This is a genomic window from Micromonospora sp. NPDC005161 (genome assembly GCF_053599855.1).
The window spans coordinates 1-22,068 of record NZ_JBSFYQ010000068.1 but is presented as its reverse complement, the minus strand read 5'-3'; the positions used below and the strand labels follow the sequence as shown (position 1 = coordinate 22,068).

Sequence of the window (22,068 nt, the reverse complement as noted above, 5' to 3'; positions counted from 1 at the left end):
GGGACACCAAGCCCGACAAGCGCATCAGGGGGACGTTCCTACGTCCTACATCGACACGCAGAACGTCTTTCTATGCCGCGATCCGCGCGCTACCCGACGTGACGAGGCGCCAAGGTGGCTCGTGCGCAGGCACCCGTCACTTCCCTTGGCCTGACGGTGCAGATAAGGCAGAAGTACCGCGCCTACCACACCACCGAGGCCATCATCGGCGGCGTCACCCCCAGCCTCGCCAATCCGGAGACGCTCCTCCTGGGCCGCCTCGACGAGCACGGACGACTCCGCTACACCGTCGCCGCCCAGATGCGTGAACGACGGCGTACCCTAGCCTTAACGGACTGATGAGTCCGTCTCTGGGTTTGGCGTGGAGCGAGTTCAGCTGGGGGCGCCTTGGTCCTAACCGTCTCTAAGCACAGCTCAAAACACCCCGAGGTGATGGTTCACGAGGTCTGGGCGGTTCTGGCCACGAGCGACAGGTTGGACCATCTAGTCCGCGCAGGCTAGCCTGCGTAGGTACTCGGTCACGGGGTGATACGCCCGGCCACAGCCTCCACTCAGACTACGGCTCGGATGCTGCTGGATCCGCGTATCTGGACCGTCACTACCAGGATCTACAGGAAGGCGCGGCTGATGGAAACCGATCGGGATCGTGTCCGCCCGAGCTGTCCTTTCGGCCACTGAGCGTCGGTGCACGGACATGACCACCCGCGGCTTCACGTTCGTCGCCGATGAACCGCACAACGGGGCGAGATCGTGACATTGAGGTAAGACGGCGCCGCAAACCGACACTAAACAGTCGGACCATGACGCCGTTCGTTGTGCCCACCTACAGCGAACGTCGAACCACACACAGAAGGAGCAAGAAAATGAATGACACCACGCAGTCCACCGAAGATCTGGCGATCCTCGAGCAGCTCAACCTTGACTACAACAATGCGGACCAGGCCAGCGATGCCAAGCGCTTCAGTGAGTTTCTTGCTGAGGATTTCATCGTGCAGACACCGGGTGTCACCCGCAACCGCGACGAGTACCTCGAGTACATCGCTAAGCCGCGCCCTTTCAAGGATCTCGCGCTGCGTGAGGCCAAGATCCGCATCCTCGGCGACGTTGCTCTGATCCACGGCCGCGCCTCCTACACCCTGATCGCGGACGGCGCGGAGCAGGAAGCTCTGTACACGGACGTGTACCAGAAGCGTGAGGGCACCTGGGTCTGCGTCTCAGCCTGCGCGATCGCTCCGGGCGCCTGACGCCGGTCGAACGAGGCTCCTGGTCGCGAGACATCTCTGCACTCGGGTAGGGACCACACGGGAACCAAGGGATAGTTCAGGACAACAGAAATGCGCAGCTCCATGCTCAACACGGCAGCAGTGACCAACGTGGCCGGCCGGGGCAGAACGCTCCGGCTGACCTTCATATCTGCGGTGGTCTCCCTGGTGGCCTCGTTTGCCGCTGTGGGCTCGACGATCCCGCTCTTCAACATCTATCGGGCCGAGGACGGGTTCACCAACGCCGGCATCTCGATGACTGTCGTCGCGTACTCCGCCGCCACTCTGACCACGCTGCTGGTGCTGGGGCGACTGTCCAATCATCTGGGCCGACGGCCCACCTCGATCGCCAGCCTCGTCCTGCTCCTCTTGGGCTGTGTGCTGCTGTTGAACGTGCACGGCATCGGCATCCTGATCACCGGCCGGCTCCTGATGGGCCTTGGTGCCGGGCTGGCCAGTAGCAGCCTCACTGCGTACATCGTCGACGCCGCACCCGCCAGGCCTGCGTGGTTGGCCTCTGTCGCCTCCAGCCAGACAGTCATGCTTGGCCTCGCCGTCGGCGCCATCGCCTCCGGCGCCCTGGTTCAGTTCGGGCCGTGGCCACGCGACCTCATCTTCCTGGTTGTCATCGGCCTTCTCCTCCTGTCTGTCGGTCTCATTGCCGTCAGCCCGGAGACCGTGACTCGGATGCCGGGTGCTTGGCGATCGCTGCGACCCCGGGTCTACGTGCCGGCCCGGGTCAGGCATCTGCTCCCCGTCGCGGCGGCGGTGTTCCTGGCCACCTGGGCGGCCGGGGCCTTCTACCAAGCGTTCGTGCCTGCGCTGGTCGAGGATCAGCTCCACACCAGCAGCCCGCTCATCGTCGGATTGGTGTTCGCCGCCTACATGGGTCCCAGCGTTCTCGGCGCTCCCCTCGGCGGCCGGTTCACAACAACGGCAGCCCAACGTCTCGGCATGATCGCCTTCCTGGCCGGAATGATCGGCATCATCACAGCGATCGCCACCGGCACACTGGCGTTGTTCATCGCCGCAACGATCGTCGCCGGCGCCGCTCAAGGGATCGCCATCAGCGCCGCCACTCGCGGTCTGCTGCACGGAAGCACACTGGCCGACCGGGCACCGATCTTCAGCGTGATCTACCTACTCTGCTACAGCGGCGCTACGATCCCGGCCTTCATCGCCGGCCGACTTTCCCACACCTTCTCGCTGCCGCAGATCGCGCTCGGCTACGGTGCACTTGCCCTCATCGCCACCCTGTTCACCGCCATCGCCGCACGCAACGCGCACACCGACACGGCCGAGAACAGCCAGCACGGTGAGTAATCATGCGACGAAACCTCACCGTCATCCAGACCTCACTCGGCCGTGAGCGGGGCGCTGACCGTTTTCGTCGACGCCCATCGATCGCGGGAAGTACGTCGATAGCTGCGCCTACGCCTTTGTCGACGACATGCGGCTGGACGAGTACGACTATCGCCGCGACCCGGGACCGATCTGATGACCATTAACGAAGGGGCACCCCCATGACCGGCCCAGCCGAGCCGACCCGCTACGCCTTCGAGTACCCCGACGAGGCCGGACACCCCGACGAGGAAGGCACCCTCGGTCAGGACCAGGCCGTCCTCATCGACGAGGTGCTCGATGATCCCCATGCCCCCGCATTCGACTTCGCCGTCGTCAACGACGAGCAAGCCGGCATTTACGACGCCATCGTCGGCGACCGCGAGATCGCCGGGCTGACCTACAACGTCGCCGGCGACGACCGACTCGTGCTGCTGGCCGCCTTGGTGTACCCCGAGTTCCGCAAACAGGGCATCGCCACCGAACTGATCCGACGCGTCCTGGACGACGTACGCGCGCAAGGCAAGACCGTCACCATCCTGTGCCCGATCGTGCGCACCTTCATCGAGCACAACCCCGAGTACGCCGACCTCATCGACCCTGCGCACCCGGGAGTGACCAAAGGGTTCACACCGGTCCTAAACCCACCTATTAGCTCCCCGACAGAAAGTGTGACGATGACGATCAATCTCGAGGCCGAGGCGGTCGCCCGTGAAGAGAACAACGCGGCGATCATCGCCGCTTTGGACAAGTCAGGTCTTAGCGAGGTGGAGTCCAGCTGGGAGCTCGATGTCATCAACGACGCGGAGCACGGGCGATGGATCGCCACCCTCGGTGCCGAAGCGATCGCCGAGCTCCCGTACCGGTTCGTGGGCGGCCGTGTCGTTCTGCTGACGACCTGGGTCGATCCCGCCTACCGCAACCATCGGGTAGCCACGGAACTCGTCTCTCGCGTCCTGGACGAGATCCGCGAGAGCGGGAAGAAAATCACTATCATCTGCCCGGTCGTGGGTGAGTTCATTGCCCGCCACCCGGAGTACACCGACCTCATCGATAAGATCCATCCCGGCTCCGGCGCGTACCCCAAGCACGAACCCGTGGGAGGCCAGGACGACGAGCAGCTCACCGCGTTCGAACGCGACCTCGGCTGAGCTACCCTCGCTGACTCAACGCTCACATCATGCCCCTCGACGCGGACCCCGAGTTCGTCCACGAGGACGTGTACCGGCCTCGCCACGAGGTGGACCTGCGGGCGACGGTGCGGCCGCTCTTCTCCGGTGACAGCGACCCCACGTTCCTCTCAACGCCGGATGGGTTCTGGCGCGCGGTGCGCACCCCCGACGGCCCCGCGACGCTGCACGTCCAGATGGGGGCGGGTGCGGATCGGGGTGCGTTCCGGATCCGGGCGTGGGGAGACGGCGCCGAGTGGGCGCGAACGTCCGTACCGGATTTGCTTGGCGCGCGCGACGACTGGAGCGGGCTCGACCTCTCCGGTCACGCGCGGCTCGCTGAGGTACGCCGCCGGTGTTCCGGCCTGCACCTCACTCGAACTGGACTCGTGTTCTCCGCGCTCGTCGCTGCCATCTTGGGGCAGAAGACGACCGGTCGGCAGGCGCACCATTCCTGGCGCTACCTCGTCGTCCGCTACGGCTCTGCCGCGCCGGGACCGGCGCCGCACGGTCTGCGAGTCACGCCGAGCGCGCAGGAGTGGAGCCTCATCCCATCCTGGGCCTGGCACCGGGCCGGTGTACAGCCGTCACAGTCCCGCACAGCCATCGCCGCGAGCAGAGTCGCCGCCTCCGTGGATCGTCTGGCAAGTCTCGACGCCGGAGACGAGCGCGTCGGCGCCGGTCTGCGCAGCATCCCCGGCGTCGGCGTGTGGACAGCGGCCGAAACCACCCAGCGGTCCCACGGCGATCCGGATTCGGTGAGCGTCGGCGACTACAACCTCGCAATGGAGGTCGGCTGGGCGCTCACCGGCAGCCCCGTCGACGATGACGGCATGCTCGAGCTGCTCGAGCCGTGGCGTGGGCACCGGCAGCGAATCGTGCGGCTCATCTCCGCCAGCGGATTCCGCAAACCCCGATTCGGCCCGCGTATCACGATCCAGGACCACCGCGTCCACTGACGACTCCGCGGCCGAACCGCCCACGCATCGGCACGCGCTGCGGTCGAACCGGAAACGGTAAAGCCATCAACCCTTCGTTCAACAGATCCGTTCGTGCAGCAGATCCCTGTTGTATGATCTTGCCCGGCGGGCCGCATCTCATGCGTCTCTTCCATCGGGCTCGCTGTGACTTCGCCCGGGGCGGTCAGGAAGGTAGTTCCGACGGGCCCGGGCCAGGGCCCGTCCCGCCGCGCCCTGGCAACCGGACGCCCGGGGCGCGCGGCGGGTGGCGTCGGTGGGCGTGGTGGCGTCCGTCGCGGTCGTCGCAGACCGGCTCGACCCGCCCGCCCGGCCGGCCCCGGCGGACCCGGTCGCGGTCGCCCTCCAGCTCGCCCACGACCTCGAGACGCAGAACCGGTACGACGCCGCGGCGCAGATGTACCAGGAGGCGTTGCGGGACCGGCCGACGATGGGATCCGGCTGCGGCTCGCCTTCGCGCTGCTGCGGGCCGGCGACGGCGGCGGCGCGCAACGAACCGCCCGAGAGGTCCTGGCCCGCGAGCCAGATTCCCCCGACAGCCTGCTGGTGCTGGGGCTGGCGCAGCGGAACAGCCGGTCGGCCGAGGCGGAGCAGACGCTGCGGCGTTTCCTGGCCGTCGCACCGGCCCATCCGGCCCGCCGCAGAGATCAAGCGGCTGCTCGGCGCGGGTCAATCCACCGGGCGCTGACAGTGACCCTGCGGAAGCCGGGTGCGGTCAGTCGACCTCGACCCAGTCGAGGGTGAGCTGGACCGTCCACCGGGCGGCTGACCGGCACGCCGAGGATTTCCGCCTGCAGTTGCATGCACAGGTCGTTGGCGGTGACGCCGCCGTCGACCTTGAGGCATTCCAGCCTGGGTTTCGGGTCGTGACTACAGATCTTGAATGGTTAGGTTGAGTTGGGTTCGAGGGTCAGGCCGGTGTGGGCGAGGAAGCTGTCGAGCAGGTCGGCCGGTACTGGATGCGCTTTGAGTCGGTTCTTGTCGAGTGCCCTAGAGCGAACGGAGATGATTGTGCAACCGACGTGGCTCATGATGCTTTCGTGGGCTGTGCTCTTTGTGGGGTTGGCCAGCACCGCCGTTGTCGTTGTTGACCAACTTGTTTTTGGATATCGTCAGCCGGTCAAGGTCATGGAGATAGTCTGGCCGGCAACCGCCCTCTACCTTGGCCCAGCAGCCGTCCTGGCCTACAGAAAGTGGGGTAGACCCCAGTCTCCCCGGTGGCTGAACCGGCACGGCAAACCGCCCAGGATGTCGCGACACGCTCCTACGATAATCGTAACTTATCATTGTGCGACGCACTGTACTCTGGGTGTCATCATTGCTACGCCTATCACCTACGGCGTTGGCCTCGAGATATTCGGCAGCACCCTGTGGCCCGAAGTCGTCGGCGACTATATAGGCGCAGTGGCCGTAGGCGTTGCATTTCGCTACTCTACTGCGGCTCACACAGGTGGTCGAAGAACGTGGGCCGCAATGCGGAAATTTTTCAGGACCGACCTGCTGACCGTGTCCGTCTTCGAGTTCGCCCTATTAGGCTGGCTGGCGCTAATGCATTTTCTTGTTTTCCACGAGACCCTGCGGCCTAGTAGTCCGGTGTTTTGGCTCATTATCCAGGTCGGGTTGATCATCGGGTTCTTCGCCGCTTGGCCGCCAACCTTGTTGCTGATCCGCCGCGGCGTCAAAACGGAAATGCTGGGCACGCCGCAGTAGGTGGTGATGCGCCGACGTCCTGGGGCGGAGGGGTGCACGTTGAGCTCGGTGTCGCGCAGAACGGCGAACGCCAGCGCGACGGCGGGCCACCGGTGGGCGTACTCGCCCGGGTGCAGCCGCTCGCCAGCGACGATCCACGCCCGGCGGTGCCGGCGCATGTCCTCCACCAGATGTACCGCGCCGATCCGGTTGAGGGCGGCCAGGAGCACCCGGCGCAGCGGGCGGGACACCGGGGCGATGCGGGGCCGGTCGATCAGCGACTCGCCGCCCGAACGGGCGACGAGGAACCGGAGCACGTCGGTGGCGGTGTCGACCAGCGCGGCCACGTGCGCCTCGACGGCGGCCGGGTCCGCAAGTAGCCACGCCAGAGCCTGGCCTTCGTCTCCCGGACGGGCACGGCGGCGCACCATACCCAGCGTCGTCGTCGGCCGGCACGGACACGGCGGTCTACGACACCGTCGCAGACGACGACTTCGTCGGCGCCGGCCTGATCGTCGCCCACCTCGCCGAGCTCAGGCACCGCCACATCGCCCACATCGAACACCACGAGACCAATCCGGTACGGCGCGCCGAGATGCCGAACGCCGTGCGCGCCCTGGGCGGCTCCGGCAGGGCTCCCCCGTGGTCGCGGCACAGCTCGACGGCGCGGTCCGACCAACCGCGCCGTAGCGGTCAGGCAGGCACCAGTTCGCGGCAGCGCCGCAGGTTGGCCAGGGCGACCGGCGCGTCACGGCCCTCGATGCCGGCGGCGAGTTCGGTGACAATCGGCGCGGCCCGTCCCGGCTCGCCCGTGGTCACGGCGGCCTCGGCCAGCACGAGGACCGCCTCCGCCGCCCAGGCCCAGATGCCCTTGTCCCGGACGAGGGAAACTGCGTCGAGCGCGTGCCGCGCCGCGTCGTCGGGCCGGTCAGGCAGCAGCAGGCGGGCCAGCCCCGAGCTGGCCTGCACCAGCGGCAGGATCGCGCCGACCCGCCGGGCCTCTGTGATCACGTCCCGGAACTGGCGCTCCGCCGCGGCCGGGGATCCCGAGCAGGCCAGGACCGTGGCGAGTTCGGCGCGGACGTCGAGCCCGGCGAACGGGATCCGCTCCGGGGTGGCGGCCAGCCGGGCGAGGCGGTCCGCCAGCCCGTCAAGCCGCCCGGCGGCCCGGTCGAGCGCCAGTTCGGTCACCTCCACGAGGCCGAGCAGCCGCTCGTACTCGGTCGCCTCCATCAGCCGCCGGGCGGCTGAGGCCAGGGCCGAGGCCCGGTCCAGGTGCCCGGCGTGCAGGGCGCCCTGGGCCCAGTTCAGGCAGGCGCGGACGTGTTCGCGGGGCCGGTCGGCGAGGACCGACGAGGCGCGCATCTCGTCGATGACCAGCCAGGCCGTCGGGTCACCCAGCTCCAGCAGCAGCGAGGCGCGGGCGATCCGCACCTCCAGGTGGGCGACCGGGTCGCCGCTGGCCGCCGCTTCCTCCGCCGCCGCCGCGCACCGGGCCAGATGGTCGCGCACGTGCCGGCCGACCACCGTGTCGGGCGCGGCCAGCACCGCGAGCGCCTGCGCCCGGCGTCGTGGGGCGCGCAGGTACGGCACGGCCCGTTCAATCTCGGTGTACCCGCGCAGCTCCTCGCCCTGCTGCCGCAGCATCCGCCCGAGCACCAGGCCCAGTTCGCCGCGGGCGCCGGGCGGCAGGTGCCGGTCGGCGAGCAGCCGCTCCAGGACCGGGATCACGGGTGCCTGGCTGAGGCCGTCGATGGCTGAGCGGCCCAGCTTCGCGGCGAGCCGGACGCGCACCGGACGAGGCAGTTCGGCGAGGTCCATGGTCTGCAGCAGGAACCGGGCGGCGGTGGCGTCATCACCGCGTTCGGTGGCCAGGTCGGCGGCGGCTTCGGCGTTGCGGACGAAGTCGGCGCCGCTGCCAGCGAGCCGGTAGTGGTGGGCGAGCTGCGCCACCGGCCGGGGCAGCGACTGCTCCAGCACGCGGGCGGTACGCAGGTGCAGCCACTGCCGGGTGCCAGGGGAAAGCAGGTCGTACACCACCTGGCGGGCCAGGTCGTGGCGGAACCGCAGCCCGTCGGTGGCCTCGTGCAGCAGGCCGGCGTGCTGCGCTGCATCCAGCGCCGCGCGGACCGCGTCGCCGGGGAGGCGGAGCACTGCGGCGAGGGTTCGATTGTCCGGCACCAGGCCGAGCACCGCGGCGGCGCCGAGCACCGCGCGGGTGGATTCGTCGAGCGAGCGCAGCCGCCAGAGCAGCACGTCCCGGAGTACGAAGGGGACCGTGTCGTCGGCGAGCGGATCGCCGCCCCGTTCGGCGAGGGAACGCAGTACCTCCTCCAGCACGAACGGGATGCCGGCGGTGCGGTTCAGCAGTGTGGTGGTGAGCCGGTGCGGCGGGTCGGCCAGCCGCAAGGTACGGGCGGCCAGCTCGCGTACGTCGCCGGCGCTCAGCGGTGGTAGCGCGATCCGCCGCACCGCCCCCGGCGGGGTGCGGGCCAGCGCGTCGTGGATGGGCGTGCCGCCGGTGGGGGCCGGGGGCCGGGCGGTGAGCACGACGGCCAGGTGGGCGATCGGGTGGGCGCCGAGGTAGGCGAGGAACTCGCAGGTCGCGGGGTCGGACCAGTGAAGGTCTTCGAGCACCAGCACGGCGGGCGTGAGCGCGGTGAGCACCGCGGCGACCGCACGGAGCAGCCGGTGCCGCTCGGCCGGCTGGTCGTTCAGCGGGGGCGGTGCGGGGGGCAGCCGGTCTGCCAGTTCGGGCAGCAGCGGGGCGAGCGCGCCGGCTACCGGGTTGACCGGGCCCAGCTCGTCGGCACCGGTCCGGATGGCGTCGAGCAGGGCACCGAGCGGGAACGGCTCCGGCACGTCGTCACACTCGCCGACCAACCGACGTCGGGTGTAGCCGGTGAGCAGCTCCGCGACAAGCCGGCTCTTGCCGATGCCGGGCTCGCCCTCCAGCAGGACCAAACAGGGTGGCGTCTCGATGAGGCGGCGCAGCGTCGCCAGCTCGGCCGCCCGGCCGACGAACTCGATGGGTCCGCGCAGGCGTCCAGGGCGGACCAGGGACTCGAACCCGCCCCACGTGTCGTGCCCGTCAAATCGCCCGTCGCCGCTCGCGCGGGCAGCCAATCATCCGGACCTGATCCGGTGGACGGCCGGGCGGGCCGGCGGTGACCTGTGGCACACCGCCGGCCCGTCCGGCCGCGGGGATTAGGAGCTACGACCGCACCGTGATCGGCAGGGTCTTCAACGGCTCCTTACCGTTGCTCAGCACCACCACGCCGATGTACCGGCGACCGGGGGTGAGCCCGGACCAGCGCAGCGTCAGCTTCACCGTCGCGCCCGCCATCACGCTGACCTGCTTGGGACTGACGGTCAGCCGGCCCACCGAGGTGCCGGGCGCGCCGGGCAGCAGGGTGGTGATGGTGTACGTGTTGACGCCCTGACCAGTTGGTGTGTTGAGGGTGTACAACTGCTCGATGATCAGGGTGTAGTCGCCGGCGCCGGGCAGCACTATGTTGGCGCCGTCTCCGGTGCCGTACTTGTACTCGACGAGTTTGCCGGTGCTGTCGTAGACATAGAACATGAAGTCGCCACACGCCGGCAGCGGGTCTGCGCTCCAGTCGATGTCCGTGCAGAGCGGTTTCTCCCCGGTGACGACGATCTGCGCGTTGACCGTGCCGGCGGGTACGTGCACCGTGCCCCGGTATAGCGACGCCGGCATGGGGACCGGCAGGTTGTCCGGCGAGTTCCAGTCCCAGATCGGCGCGTCGCCGCGCAGGGTGGTCGTGGTGCTGGTGCCGGCGGTCAGCCCGATCGGCTGCGCGGCCAGGGTGCCCCGGTAGCCGACCTGCGCGGTCATCAAGAAGCTGCCGGAGGTGCCGGTGCCGGCGATCCGGTCGGGCGCGACCAGCCCGGTGTTCTTCAGGACCAGTGGGATCGTGACCTGGTGCTGGGACTTGTCCCGCCACGTCAGGGAGCCGTCAACCCAGGCGTCGACCGCCCCGGCCTCGTTGGTGATCTGCACCTTGAAGGTCGCGGTCCGGCCCGGGAGCACGTTCAGTCTGGCCGGGGTGACCTTGACCCGGTAGCCGGCGGGCGCCCGCACCGATGAGGTGTAGGTGCCCTTCTTGGTGCTGACGTTGGTGACGGTGCGGGTGACGGTCTGGGTTCCGACCATGTTGCCCATAGCGATCGACGGGTAGTTGAGCTGACTCGTCTCGATCGCACCGGTCGTGGCGCAATCGTCGTCGGGTACCTGGGAGCCCTTCGCAGCCAGCCCGCACAGGTATCGCTGCCAGTCCTGCTGGTTGGAGTCGTAGACCAGGCCCGGGTCGAACGCGCCGCCCGGGCGGACCTCACCGGCGCCGTAGTTGAACGGCGTGGCGTCCGCGTCACCGAGCTTGATCGGATTGCCCTTGTCGGTGGTGTCCACGGTGGTCGTCATGAGCGCCGAGCGGATCGCCGCCGGTGACCAGTCAGGGTGCCGGGCCCGCAGCAGCGCGGCGATGCCGGCGATGTGTGGGGCCGCCATCGACGTACCCGATTCGAGAGCGAAGTCCTGCCCGCCGAGCGCCGGGGAGAACGCCGCGGCGATGCCCACGCCGGGCGCGCTGATGTCCGGCTTGAGCAGGTCGCCGCCGTTGAAGTACGACGGCCCCGCCGAGGAGAACCCGGCGATCTGGGGCGCCTCGACCGCGGTCAACTGGCCCGCCGAGATCGTCGCCGTCGGGTTGCCCTCCGCGAGGTAGCTGGCGACGGCCGGGGCGTCGGTGTTGGAGATGTGCACGGTGGGCACCGAGTGCAGGTCAGGGTCGAGTGAGTTGGCCGCGTCGTTGTAGAGCACCATGCCGATACCACCGGCCTTCGCCACGGCGGCGCTCTTCGCAACCCGGTCGATGACCCCCCGCCGGCAGAACACGATCGCGCCCGTGACCTTGGCCGGGTCGAGTTCGCCGTCGGTGCAGAGTTCGGCGTTCTGCGGGGTGTCGGGGTGCAGCGCGCTGGCCTTCCCCGAAACCAGTGGTGCCGGCCCGGCGGCGGTGCCGCCCACGCCCACACCGGTTACGGTCGTGCCGTTGCCGAGGGTGAGCGTCCGGCTGTACTGCTGGTCCGTGGTGCTCGCGGCAACCGTGGTCACCCAGGGGGTCGAGTTGTCGACGGTGCCGGCCTCGGGGCCGGCGTTGCCAGCCGCGGCCGAGACGAACACCCCAGCGGCGGCGGCGTTGAAGAAGGCCTGCTCGATCGCGGTGAAGTTCTCGTTGTCGTCACCGACGGAGTAGTTGATGACGTCGACGCCGTCGGCGACCGCGTCGTCGATGGCGTGCACGATGTCAATGCTGCTACCCGCCGCCGAGCCGGCGCCGGTGTCGTAGAGGGCCTTGTAGATTGACAGTCGCGCGGCCGGCGCCATGCCGGAGATCGTCCCCAGGGACTGGTCGCCGACCGAAGCCGGTACGCCGTGGTTGCCGGCGGCGGTGCTCGCGGTGTGGGTGCCGTGACCGTTGCGGTCGCGGGGCGAGTGGTACTCGTCGGAGAACACATCGGCCAACCCGCTGTAGTTGTACCAGCGGGCCCCGATCACCTTGTTGTTGCAGGTGACCGGCGCCTCGGTACCGACGTCGCAGGTGCCCTTCCACTTCGCGTCGATGGTTGCCTGGTCCGGGCGCGGGGTGGGCAGCGCGGCGAAGCTGGCGCTCTCCGGCCAGAAGCCGCTGTCGATGACCCCGACGATGACGCCCTCACCGGCGTGGGCGACGTCGCCGAACTGCTGCTGCCACACGCCGCCCTGCCCGGTCAGACCGAGGTAGTCGGGGGTGTGCGAGGTCGTGGTGTGCACCTTCTGGTCCTCATACACCGCGGTCACGCCCCGGGTGGCGCGCAGCCGGGCCACCTGTGAGTGGTTCAGCTCGACGGCAAAGCCGTTGAAGGCGGTGTCGAAGGCGGCCCGGGCCTGGCTGGTGGGAATCTTCACGCCGGCCAGTACCGTGTCGCGCTGCCGACGCAGGTGCTCCCGGTACGCCGTGGCGGCGTGGGAACTGCGGTCGAGCCGGCCGGCGCCGGTCGGCTTGGTGGCGGCCAGTCCGGCTACGCCGCCGGTGTAGGTGGCTAACGGCTGCTCGGCGAGTTGCACGAGGTAGCGGGCGGTCGGTCCGCTGCTGGTCGGCGTTGCCGCCACTGCGGCACCGGCTGGCGCGGTCGCCAGCCCTGCCGCGATCAGCGCGACGGTGGCCAGCACGCTCACCGGGGCGCGCCTGATCCGTCCGGGCGGGGGTGTTTTCGGTCGTGGCACGTCGTCCTCCACATTCGGTGCCGGCCGCCACGGCGGGGTGGCGGTGGCCGAAACGTAGGAGCGGCGGCGATCTTCCAGGAGAAACTTTTACCTGCCGGCAATCTTGGAAACAGTCTCGTAACATCGCGGGTACTTTTCGCGTCATTTTCCAGAGCCCAGCCGCCCGCCGGTCCGGGCCGAGAAGCTCGGTGGCGGGTCTTGAGCAGATCGTTCCGCTCGACCGCCCGATCCTGTGCCATGTCGATCATCACGCACCGAGTGAGCGGCCGGACCGGCCGCAGGACGACGTCCGGGCCAACCTGCAGCCGCCGCCCCGGCCAGCCCTCTTCCGGGAAGCCGCTGCCGGGAATGTCGATCAGGAGGTTGGCCCGGAACCGCAGCGGGTCGACGCCCATGCCGCCAGGTTCGCCGCCGCTGAGCTCCGTCAGCCGGCGCAGCGCAGCCGTCGTGATGAGGCTGACCGGACCCTCATCATGGTGCAAGACCGGGGCGTGACACTGCGACCACCATCAACGAGTTCGGCGGTGCCAATGCGTAGCCCTCGGTTCGCGGCACGGGCGGACATCCCACACCACAACCTCCGTCATGCTCCGTAGCGAACGGCTCGGGTCAGATGTGCGCACGGACCTCTGCGACCGCGTCGGCAAGGGCTTCCACTCCGTTCGTAATGGCGCGTTCGGTGAGGGTGGCGTAGCCGAAGATAAGCCCGCCGGGTCCGGCAGGGCTCAATCGGTACCGGGAGACGCCTTGCACGACCAGTCCGTGCCGGGCGGCGGCAGCCACGACCGCAGCCTCGTCGAGGTCGTGCGGGAGCCAGGTTACGACGTGTTGGCCCGCCGCGACACCGTCCGGCTCCAGGTCGGGCAGCCGTGTGCGCAGCGCAGCCAGGAGTGCGTCGCGGCGGCGGCGGTAGACCGGGCGCATTCGCCGCAGGTGCCGGTCGAATTCGCCGCGAGTAAGGAAGTCGGCGAAGGTCAGTTGGTCGATGACGGGAGAGCCGCGGTCGGCCAGAACCTTGGCCGCCGCGATTTCGTCAACCAGGTGTGACGGCGCCAGCAGCCAGCCGAGGCGCAGCCCTGGCGCCAGGGTCTTGCTCGCTGTGCCGCAGTACACGACGGTGTCGGGCGCCAGCCCCTGCATGGCTCCGACGGGCGAGCGGTCGTAGCGGTACTCCGCGTCGTAGTCGTCCTCGATCACCACGGCGCGGCGACGCTGCGCCCAGCCGATCACCCGGGCTCGAGCGGTGGCCGACAGGACCCCGCCGGTGGGCCACTGGTGCGAGGGCGTCAGCACGACGGCGTCCGCGTCGGTCTGTTCGAGCTCCTCGACGAGAATGCCGTCCGGCCCGACCGGGACGCCGATCACCTCCAGGCCGGCAGCGGCCGCGACGCGGCGGGCGTCGTCGTCCGCGGATGGGTCCTCGACGGCCAGCCGGCGGGCGCCGCGCGCCGCGAGCACCTGGATCAGCAGCGCGACGCCCTGGCCGTAGCCACTGCAGATCACGACGTTCTCCGGGCGGGCCAATGTGCCGCGGACCCGGTTGAGGTAGTCGGTCAGGGCCGTGTGCAGTTCGGGCACGCCACGCCCGTCGAGGTAGGCGAAGCGCTCGTTCGGCGTGGTGGTGAGGACCGTACGCACCGAACGCAGCCAGGCGGCCCGGGGGAACGACGACACGTCGGTGCGGCCGTACCCGAAGTCGATCCGGGCCGCCGACCGATCCCCGGCGCGGCGATCCGCTGGCGGCGGAACCGGCTCGACCGCAACCTGGGTGTAGCCGCCAGCCCGACTGATGAGGTAGCCCTCGGCGACGAGTTGCTGGTAGGCCTCGACCACGACGCCACGCGACACTCCCAGATCGGCTGCGATGGTGCGGGTGGGTGGCAGGGACGTCCCGAGACGCAACCGGCCGGCCCGGATGCTGCCCCGGATCGAGGCGGCGATCTGCCGGTGCAGCGGTTCGGCCGCGGACCGGTCGACATCAATGAGCAGGTCCTGCGCCGTGCTGGAATTGGTCCTGATTCGGCCCATGCAATCGGACCTTACCGGGTGTACCGATTTCCGTCAGGCTCAGACGTATGACCACAGTGACCAGCGCTCGCTTCGACGGCCGCCTCCTCACCCCGGGCGACCCGGGTTACGACGCGGCCCGCACCATCTGGAACGCCATGATTGACCGCCGTCCGCGGATGATCGCGCGGGCCGCGAGCGTCACCGACGTGGTGACCGCGGTGCGCCTGGCTCGCGAACTCGACCTGGAGATCGGGGTGCGCTGCGGCGGGCACAACGTGGCCGGCCTCGCCGTCCCCGCGGACGGCCTGATGATCGACCTGACCCCGTTGAACAACGTTCGGGTCGACCCGATCCGGCGGCGCGCCCGGGTCCAGGGCGGCGCGCTGCTCGGCGCACTCGACCGGGCGTCGCAGTCATACGGCCTCGCCACGACCGCAGGTAACGTCTCGCACACCGGGGTCGGCGGCCTGACCCTTGGCGGCGGCATGGGCTGGCTCGCCCGCCAACACGGGTTGGCCTGCGACAACGTCGTCTCCTACACGATGGTCACCGCCGACGGGGACGTTGTGACCGCGAGCCGAACCGAGAACCCCGACCTCTACTGGGGCCTGCGCGGCGGGGGCGGCAACTTCGGCATCGTCACCGACTTCGACTTCGACTTGCATCACACCGGAACGCAGACCCTGGTCGCCGAGTTCGACTTCCGCGCCGAGGACGCCGTGCCGGTGCTCGAAGGCTGGCGGGACCTGAACGCCGTCGCACCGCGGCAGGCGACCTTCACCGCCGATGTTCACAGTACGGCCATCGGCCCGATCGCCACCGTCGGCTTCGTTTGGGTCGGCGACGCGGCGCAGGGTCGCCGGTTGCTGCCGGCGATGCGCGCGCTCGGGCACCCGGTCGCCGAGCGGGTCACCACGCCGTCGTACCTCGAACTCCAGCAACGTGACGACACCACCGGCGGCCACGCCTACCGCCGGTACTCCAGCGCGCACTACCTGCGGCAGTTCCCCACCGCCGCGATCGAGGCGTTACTGCTGCGCGGCGCGTCGGACCTGCACGCCGGCACCTACCTGCCCACCGTCGGCTTGCAGGCGCACGGCGGCGCCATCGCCGACGTCGCGGACGCCGACGCCGCGTTCAGCCACCGCGGCACCACGTTCGAGTTCAGCGCCGGCTCCCGCTGGACGGAGCCATCCGAGGACGACACCCGGATGGCGGCGGCGCGCGCTGCCGGAGCGGCGCTCGACCCGTACGCCGACGGCGTCTACGTCAACTCGCTCGCCGCCGACGAGGGGCAACGCGGGCTACGCCGTGCATATCCGGCCGCCAAGCTCGCCAGGTTGACCGCCCTGAAGACCGTCTGGGATCCGCAGAACATCTTTCACCTCAACCACAACATCCGGCCCAGCCACGCCTGAGCCGGCACCGAGAATGCCGACAGATGGAAAGGATGCTCATGACCTCCACCGGCCCCAACGTTCAGCTCAGCACCCACAGCCAGCAGCGCAGCCGCCTGTTCCTGCCGGGCCTGGCCGCAGCGGCTGCCGCCGCCGTCGCCGTGACGGCCGTCGCGGCCACCGCCATGGCCGTCGGCGTCGATTTCGAGCTACCCGAAAGCGGCGCGTCGATTCCGCTGGTCGGCTTCACGCAGCTCACGTTCATCTTCGGCGTTGTGGGCATCCTCATCGCCCTGGCGATCCGCCGTTGGGCGTCCCAGCCGGCACGCACCTGGGTCAGCACCGCGGTGGCACTCACCGCGCTGTCGCTCGTACCACCGTTCCTGGTCAACGCCAATCTCGCCATCGAGTGCACGCTCGTGCTCGCACACCTGGTCGCTGCCGCAATCGTGATCCCTGTCATCGCCCGCCGGCTGGCTATCTGACGTTCGTTCGTCACGGCACCCGGGACTGCGTAGGTTTCCGTGTTTGACCTGGGTGTGGTCCGTTGGACAGGACGTTGATCCTGTCCGGGAAGGACCACGTCATGGCAGACAAGAAGAACGCTGCTCCACTTCCGCGGCCGACGGCGGCGGTGGTGGAGTTCGCGCAGCAGTTGGTCGAGCGGGCCAAGGCCGACGGGGTGTCCCTGGTGGGGCCAGGCGGGCTCCTCGCCGGGATCACCCGGACCGTCCTCGAGTCAGCGCTCGACGCCGAACTGGATGCCCACCTTGACGAGGCGGGTGTCGATGAGACGACTGGCCGGCGGGCCAACGTGCGTAATGGTCACGGGGCGAAGACGGTGCAGACCGAGGTGGGTCCGGTGCGGATCCAGGTGCCGCGGGACCGGGCCGGATCATTCGCTCCGCGGATCGCGCCGAAGCATGCCCGCCGGTTGGATGGGTTCAACGAGGCGATCCTGTCGCTGTATGCCAAAGGGTTGACCACCGGGGAGAGTGCGCCGTGAGGCGCTGTTGGATCGCGGGGAGGTGAGAGACCTTCTCCGTCGGGTCGTCGCAGCGGCCTGATGAAGCTGGGGGCAGCCTGATCCGGGAGGTGCCGGGGAGGGTGGCAAGCGGCCCTGACAACGCCGGGATGCGTCAGCACTGCCAGATGGTGCGGGTCCGGCAAGCGAATCGGAAAGGCATACGCGAGGAACCGGCGTTTACGTCTCCTAAGGGGTCACCGGCTCGAACCTGGCGGATCTGGGCCGGTCGCGGTGCGCACCTGCTCTTTCATGACGGGCGGGGAACTCCTGGGCGGGGATTTTCACCTCCGCAGGGAGGCCATGGTGAAGGTCTGCGGCGTAGCCGTGGCGATGCCGCGGGGACAAAGTCGGGTGCCTCCTTCGATGAGCGATCCAGCAGTGAACACGGGAACCGTCCGGCGACGGCTTCCGACGGCGGGCAGCCGGCCCGATGGTCGGGATAGGCACATCGTCTGCTGAACGCGTCGGGCGGGGCGGAGCCGTCGTAGTACTCCGAGGTCGGGAAAGCCGACCACATGGGGAAGGACGGCAGCGGTTTCGAGGAGGAAGGACGCTGTAATGCCGAAAGACGCGCCACCGAACGGCGGCGCCCCACTGGAACACGTCCGTGAGGACGGGTTCGGGTGGGTATCGGGGATGCAGACCAAGCTTCACCGTTGGGCTGCGGCTGATCCTGGCCGCAGGTTCGACGACCTGTTTAACCTCGTGCACGACCCGGCGACGCTGATCGTGGCGTTCGAGCGGGTCGCGGGCAATACCGGGGCGCGTACTGCCGGTTCGGACGGCCTCACGGTCGCCCGGATCGAGCGGGAGGTTGGCGTCCCGGCGTTCCTGGACGGCATCAGGTCGGCGGTCAAGGACGGTTCGTTTCGTCCGCAGCCGGTGCGGGAACGCAAGATCCCCAAGCCGGGTGGGTCGGGCAAGGTCCGTAAGCTGGGCATCCCGACCGTTGCTGACCGGGTCGTGCAGGCCGCCCTGAAACTCGTCCTGGAACCCATCTTCGAGGCGGATTTCGAGCCGGTCTCGTTTGGGTTCCGGCCCAACCGGCGAGCACACGACGCGATCGCCGACATCCACCTCTTCGGCAGCCGAGGCTACCGCTGGGTGCTGGATGCCGACATCGAGGCGTGCTTCGACGCGATCGACCACACGGCCCTGATGGACCGGGTGCGGCATCGGGTCAAGGACAAGCGTGTGCTCGCGCTGGTCAAGGCGTTCCTCAAGGCCGGGGTCCTCACCGAGCTCGGCGAGGAACGCGACACCCCGACCGGCACGCCGCAAGGGGGCATCCTGTCACCGCTGTTGGCCAACATCGCGTTGAGTGTGCTCGATGAGCACCTTCACCGCGAGTGGAAGCCCGGCGGGCGGATGTCGACGGAGAATCGGCGCCACTACCGGCGTGATCATGGTCAGGCGACGTGGCGACTGGTCCGCTATGCGGACGACTTCGTCGTCATGGTGTTCGGCACCCGAGATCACGTCGAGGCGCTGCGCGAGGAGGTCACGGCCGTGCTCGCTCCGCTGGGACTGCGACTGTCGCCGTCCAAGACGCGGATCGTGAACATGGCCGATGGGTTCGACTTCTTGGGCTTTCGCATCCGGTGGAGACGCAAGATGGGCACCCGCGACCAGTGGCACGTCTACACGTTCATCGGTGACCGGCCAGTCCGGTCACTGAAGGACAAGATCCGTGCCCTGACACGCAGGTTGTCACAGCAGGACCTGGGAGAAACGCTGATCCGGATCAACCAGATCACGCGTGGCTGGGCCAACTACTTCCGGCACGCCGTCGCCAAACACACCTTCGACCGGCTCGCCTACTTCATCTGGTGGCGAGTTGTTCGCTGGGTCAAGGCCAAACGACGCTGGAGATGGAAGGACGTTCACCGCTGGCTGCGCACCCCGACCGGGTGGCGTCCCATAGCGGCGGACGGGATCGAACTGCACAACATCGCGTCGACCGCCGTTACTCGGTATCGCCGTCGCAGCAGAATCCCCACCCCTTGGGCAACAACGGAACCAGCCTGACGGCAGAAAAACCGTGGAGAGCCCGTTGCGTTGAGAGGCGCACGGCGGGTTCGGCGAGCGGTCCGCAGAAACGGGCCGGTGGCAACACCGGAACCGCGCTGCGGGCCGACTCGACTCTCCGCCCATCTGGCGGATGTGTATGACGCCGACGTGTCCCGGGAGCTGGTCAGCCGGGTCACCGACAGCGTCCTGGACGAGATGGAAGCTTGGCGGCAACGGCCTCTCGACAGGATCTACCCGGTGGTGTTCATCGACGCCCTCGTGATGAAGATCCGCCAAGGGCAGGTCGCGAACCGGCCCGTCTACGTCGTGGTCGGTATCAGCCTCGACGGGGAACGTGACGTGCTGGGCATGTGGGCCGGCACCGGCGGTGAGGGCGCCAAGCAGTGGGCCGGCTACCTCACCGAGCTACGCAACCGCGGTGTCGAGGACGTGTTCATGGTCTGCTCCGACGGCCTCAAGGGCATGACCGATGCGATCGAGCAGGCCTGGCCGCAGGCGGTGCACCAACAGTGCGTCGTGCACCTCGTGCGGGCCAGCCTGCGCTTCACCAACCGCAAGGACTGGCAGAAGATCACCCCCGCCCTACGGGAGATCTACACCGCCCCCACCGTCGCGGCTGCGGAGGCCCGTTTCGAGACGTTCGCCGCCGACTTCGGCGCCCAGTATCCGGCCGTGATCCGGCTTTGGCGGACCTCCTGGGCGCAGTTCGTGCCGTTCCTGGACTACGGAGCCTGTCGCAGAATGCCGTGTCCCGCGGGGTCGTCAGCGGCGGTTCTGAAAGAATCGGGCATGGCCCGCGATTATCGTCCTGTACTGCGTGATCAGGTGTTTCTGCTGCCGCCGGACATGCGGGATTGGTTGCCGCAGGATCATCTGGTGTGGTTCGTCCTCGATGTCGTCGAGACGCTCGACGTCTCCGCGTTCGAGGCGTCTCGTCGCCGTGGTGGGGTCGGCGCCGCCGGGTATGACCCGCGGACGCTGCTGGCTCTTCTGGTCTACGCATACTGCCGAGGAGTGCGTTCGTCTCGGCAAGTCGAGCGGCTCTGTCACGCCGATGTCGCGTTCAAGGTCCTCTGCGCCGGAGATATCCCTGATCACGCGACGATCGCACGGTTCCGGGCGGGCTCCGAGGATGCGTTCGCTGGGTTGTTCACACAGGTGCTGATGATCGCGGCGCGGGCAGGGCTTGCCCGCTTCGGCACGATCGCGATCGATGGCACCAAGATCCCTGCGAACGCGTCGATCGACGCGAACCGGGGACAGGACTGGTTCGACCAGCAGGCTACGCAGATCGTCACCAGCATCGTCGCAGAAGCAGCGGGCGTCGATGCCTGCGAGAACGCGCAAGCGCCTCGCGGCGGCGGCGAGTCCAACGGTGACCGTGTCCCCAGAGCGTTGGCTGACCGGTCGGGCCGGGCGGAGCGTATTCGGCGCGCGGCGGCGGAACTGGCTGAGCAGCAGCAGCGTCTGGAGGCCGACAATGACGCGAGGAACATGGCAGCCCAGGCTCGACTGCAGGCATCACGAGCTGGTCAGCCGGTGCGCGGCCGGATCCCGGATGGGCCATTGCGGCTTGCTGAGGCGAGGGCGCATCTGGAGCGCGAACTGCGCGACCATCAAGCGAAGCTCGACCGCAGGGCCGCGTTGATCGCTGCGGGGAAGAAGCCGATGGGTGCACCGCCTGTCCCGACCGAAGAACACACCCGGATCGTGAGAGCCCGCCGGGTCGTCGCTGCAGCCGAAACCGCGGCGACAGCGGCTGGCAATCACCAGGCTCCCGCAAAATCTCTGCCGAAGACCGTTGCGAACATCACCGATCCGGACTCGCGGGTGATGCCTACCCGTCGCGGGTTCCTCCAGGGTTACAACGCGCAGGTCGCGGTCACCAGCGACCACGTCATCGCTGCTGTCGATGTGAACCGGAACCCCAACGACATGGGATCGTTCGTGCCGATGATGACCGCCGCGGTCGCCGCTGCCGCTGCGGTGCACCAGGCAACCGGGTTGCCCGATCATCAGATCGGAGTCGTACTGGCCGACGCCGGCTACTGCAGCAACAGCAACCTCAATGCGCCCGGACCAGACCGGCTCATCGCCCTGGGCAAGAGCCGCGAGCAGGCCACGGCGGCGTCGCGTTCACCTACCGATGGTCCGCCGCCTGTTGGCGCGACTACACGAGAGGCGATGGCTCACCGACTCAGGACCCCTGGAGGCGCCAAGGCTTACAAGAGACGCGGCGCGACCGTCGAACCCAGCATCGGAACCCTCAAGACCATCCTGGACAGATTCTCCCGACGAGGAATCGCGGCCGCCCGAAGCGAACTGAACCTCGCAGCCGCCGCTTACAACATCCGCAAAATCCACACCGCAGCAGCCTGACGCGCCAGCCCGGGGCCAGCCCCGGCCGACGGCGCGATCAAGCCAGCCTGGCCCGCCAGCCAGCCATCGCCATTCTGCGACAGGCTCTACGACCACGAGGTCCGCAAGGTCCTCTACACCACCAACATCATCGAGAGCCTGAACGCCCGGTTCCGGCAAGCCGCCCGACGGCGCGGGCACTTCCCGACCGAGCAGGCCGCGATGAAGGTCCTCTACCTCGTCGTCCAGCAGAAACGTAAGGGCGGCGGGAGCATCACCGGCCGGGTCTACGGTTGGGCCAAGGCCCTCAACGCCCTGATCCTCGCCTACGGCGACCGGATCGCCATCTAACAACCTCGATCACACCGCAGGCCCAAACACGGAAATCGACACACTCCCTTGCCGAGGCTCAGCCGGCGGCTCGTGGTCCACGACACCGCGGTGCCTGTCGGTTTGTCCGCCCGGCCGACACCCGGCCCATAGCCTGACTTCATGGCCGAATCGGACGGGCAGTCGCA

General features: G+C 68.7%; 18 protein-coding genes and 2 pseudogenes. 15 read left to right on the top strand and 5 right to left on the bottom strand.

Translation table 11 applies throughout. The annotated features are described in order from the left end of the window. Positions 1-156 precede the first annotated feature (156 nt). The 6 genes from ACWD5O_RS34665 to ACWD5O_RS34640 all read left to right on the top strand — a co-directional run bounded on the left by ACWD5O_RS34665 (position 157) and on the right by ACWD5O_RS34640 (position 5,437). Complete coding sequence (locus ACWD5O_RS34665) at positions 157-339, top strand: hypothetical protein (protein ID WP_354968670.1); 183 nt, start codon at positions 157-159, stop codon at positions 337-339. 524 nt (positions 340-863) lie between these two features. Next, the gene (locus ACWD5O_RS34660) at positions 864-1,244 is read left to right on the top strand and encodes a nuclear transport factor 2 family protein (RefSeq protein WP_354968671.1); all 381 of its coding nucleotides are present in this window, start codon (positions 864-866) and stop codon (positions 1,242-1,244) included. Between the two features lie 90 nt (positions 1,245-1,334). Further along, complete coding sequence (locus ACWD5O_RS34655) at positions 1,335-2,585, top strand: MFS transporter (protein ID WP_450087891.1); 1,251 nt, start codon at positions 1,335-1,337, stop codon at positions 2,583-2,585. Between the two features lie 200 nt (positions 2,586-2,785). Next, positions 2,786-3,754, top strand: a complete 969-nt coding sequence (locus ACWD5O_RS34650) for a GNAT family N-acetyltransferase (protein ID WP_354968674.1) — start codon at positions 2,786-2,788, stop codon at positions 3,752-3,754. Positions 3,755-3,783: 29 nt separating this feature from the next. Next, on the top strand, positions 3,784-4,731 hold the full coding sequence (locus tag ACWD5O_RS34645; RefSeq protein ID WP_450087890.1) for a DNA-3-methyladenine glycosylase family protein: 948 nt from the start codon (positions 3,784-3,786) through the stop codon (positions 4,729-4,731). Positions 4,732-5,014: 283 nt separating this feature from the next. Beyond that, positions 5,015-5,437 carry a hypothetical protein gene (locus ACWD5O_RS34640; protein WP_450087889.1) on the top strand — a complete coding sequence of 141 codons (423 nt, stop codon included), beginning with the start codon at positions 5,015-5,017 and terminating at the stop codon, positions 5,435-5,437. Positions 5,438-5,504: 67 nt separating this feature from the next. Here the strand turns inward: ACWD5O_RS34640 and ACWD5O_RS34635 are convergent. Next, positions 5,505-5,600, bottom strand: a pseudogene (locus tag ACWD5O_RS34635) (FGGY-family carbohydrate kinase); the annotation flags it as partial. A gap of 154 nt (positions 5,601-5,754) precedes the next feature. On the opposite strand from ACWD5O_RS34635, the gene ACWD5O_RS34630 reads away from it, so the two are divergent. After that, positions 5,755-6,459: a DUF4396 domain-containing protein gene (locus ACWD5O_RS34630; protein WP_450087888.1), complete on the top strand. Its 705-nt coding sequence runs from the start codon at positions 5,755-5,757 to the stop codon at positions 6,457-6,459. A 32-nt stretch (positions 6,460-6,491) separates the two neighbouring features. Next, positions 6,492-6,818, top strand: a complete 327-nt coding sequence (locus tag ACWD5O_RS34625; protein WP_354968677.1) for a hypothetical protein — start codon at positions 6,492-6,494, stop codon at positions 6,816-6,818. Positions 6,819-7,131: 313 nt separating this feature from the next. Here ACWD5O_RS34625 and ACWD5O_RS34620 read toward each other — a convergent pair whose 3' ends face one another. The 4 genes from ACWD5O_RS34620 to pdxR all read right to left on the bottom strand — a co-directional run bounded on the left by ACWD5O_RS34620 (position 7,132) and on the right by pdxR (position 14,755). After that, positions 7,132-9,564 carry an ATP-binding protein gene (locus ACWD5O_RS34620; protein ID WP_354968678.1) on the bottom strand — a complete coding sequence of 811 codons (2,433 nt, stop codon included), beginning with the start codon at positions 9,562-9,564 and terminating at the stop codon, positions 7,132-7,134. Positions 9,565-9,652: 88 nt separating this feature from the next. Further along, complete coding sequence (locus ACWD5O_RS34615; protein ID WP_450087887.1) at positions 9,653-12,679, bottom strand: S8 family serine peptidase; 3,027 nt, start codon at positions 12,677-12,679, stop codon at positions 9,653-9,655. Then, entirely contained in the window at positions 12,676-13,209 is a 534-nt protein-coding gene (locus ACWD5O_RS34610; protein WP_450006049.1) for an MOSC domain-containing protein, read from the bottom strand. Before ACWD5O_RS34610 ends, ACWD5O_RS34615 begins: the two co-directional genes overlap by 4 nt. Before the next feature lie 127 nt (positions 13,210-13,336). Next, positions 13,337-14,755, bottom strand: a complete 1,419-nt coding sequence (pdxR, locus tag ACWD5O_RS34605) for a MocR-like pyridoxine biosynthesis transcription factor PdxR (RefSeq protein ID WP_450087886.1) — start codon at positions 14,753-14,755, stop codon at positions 13,337-13,339. A 47-nt stretch (positions 14,756-14,802) separates the two neighbouring features. On the opposite strand from pdxR, the gene ACWD5O_RS34600 reads away from it, so the two are divergent. From ACWD5O_RS34600 to ACWD5O_RS34570, 7 genes and pseudogenes are all read left to right on the top strand, one after another. Further along, positions 14,803-16,155 (top strand): FAD-binding oxidoreductase, encoded by a 1,353-nt coding sequence (locus ACWD5O_RS34600; protein WP_450087885.1) that lies wholly within the window; start codon positions 14,803-14,805, stop codon positions 16,153-16,155. 38 nt (positions 16,156-16,193) lie between these two features. Beyond that, entirely contained in the window at positions 16,194-16,619 is a 426-nt protein-coding gene (locus ACWD5O_RS34595; RefSeq protein ID WP_450087884.1) for a DUF6069 family protein, read from the top strand. 101 nt (positions 16,620-16,720) lie between these two features. Further along, positions 16,721-17,140, top strand: a complete 420-nt coding sequence (locus tag ACWD5O_RS34590; protein WP_354968683.1) for a transposase — start codon at positions 16,721-16,723, stop codon at positions 17,138-17,140. Positions 17,141-17,719: 579 nt separating this feature from the next. Beyond that, positions 17,720-19,189, top strand: a complete 1,470-nt coding sequence (gene ltrA / locus ACWD5O_RS34585) for a group II intron reverse transcriptase/maturase (RefSeq protein WP_450087883.1) — start codon at positions 17,720-17,722, stop codon at positions 19,187-19,189. Positions 19,190-19,267: 78 nt separating this feature from the next. After that, the gene (locus tag ACWD5O_RS34580; protein WP_450087882.1) at positions 19,268-21,571 is read left to right on the top strand and encodes an IS256 family transposase; all 2,304 of its coding nucleotides are present in this window, start codon (positions 19,268-19,270) and stop codon (positions 21,569-21,571) included. A 36-nt stretch (positions 21,572-21,607) separates the two neighbouring features. Next, positions 21,608-21,742: pseudogene (locus ACWD5O_RS34575) on the top strand (IS256 family transposase); the annotation flags it as partial. 30 nt (positions 21,743-21,772) lie between these two features. Then, positions 21,773-21,901, top strand: coding sequence for a hypothetical protein (locus tag ACWD5O_RS34570; RefSeq protein WP_357236143.1), 129 nt, complete (start codon positions 21,773-21,775; stop codon positions 21,899-21,901). The last annotated feature ends 167 nt before the right edge of the window (positions 21,902-22,068 follow it).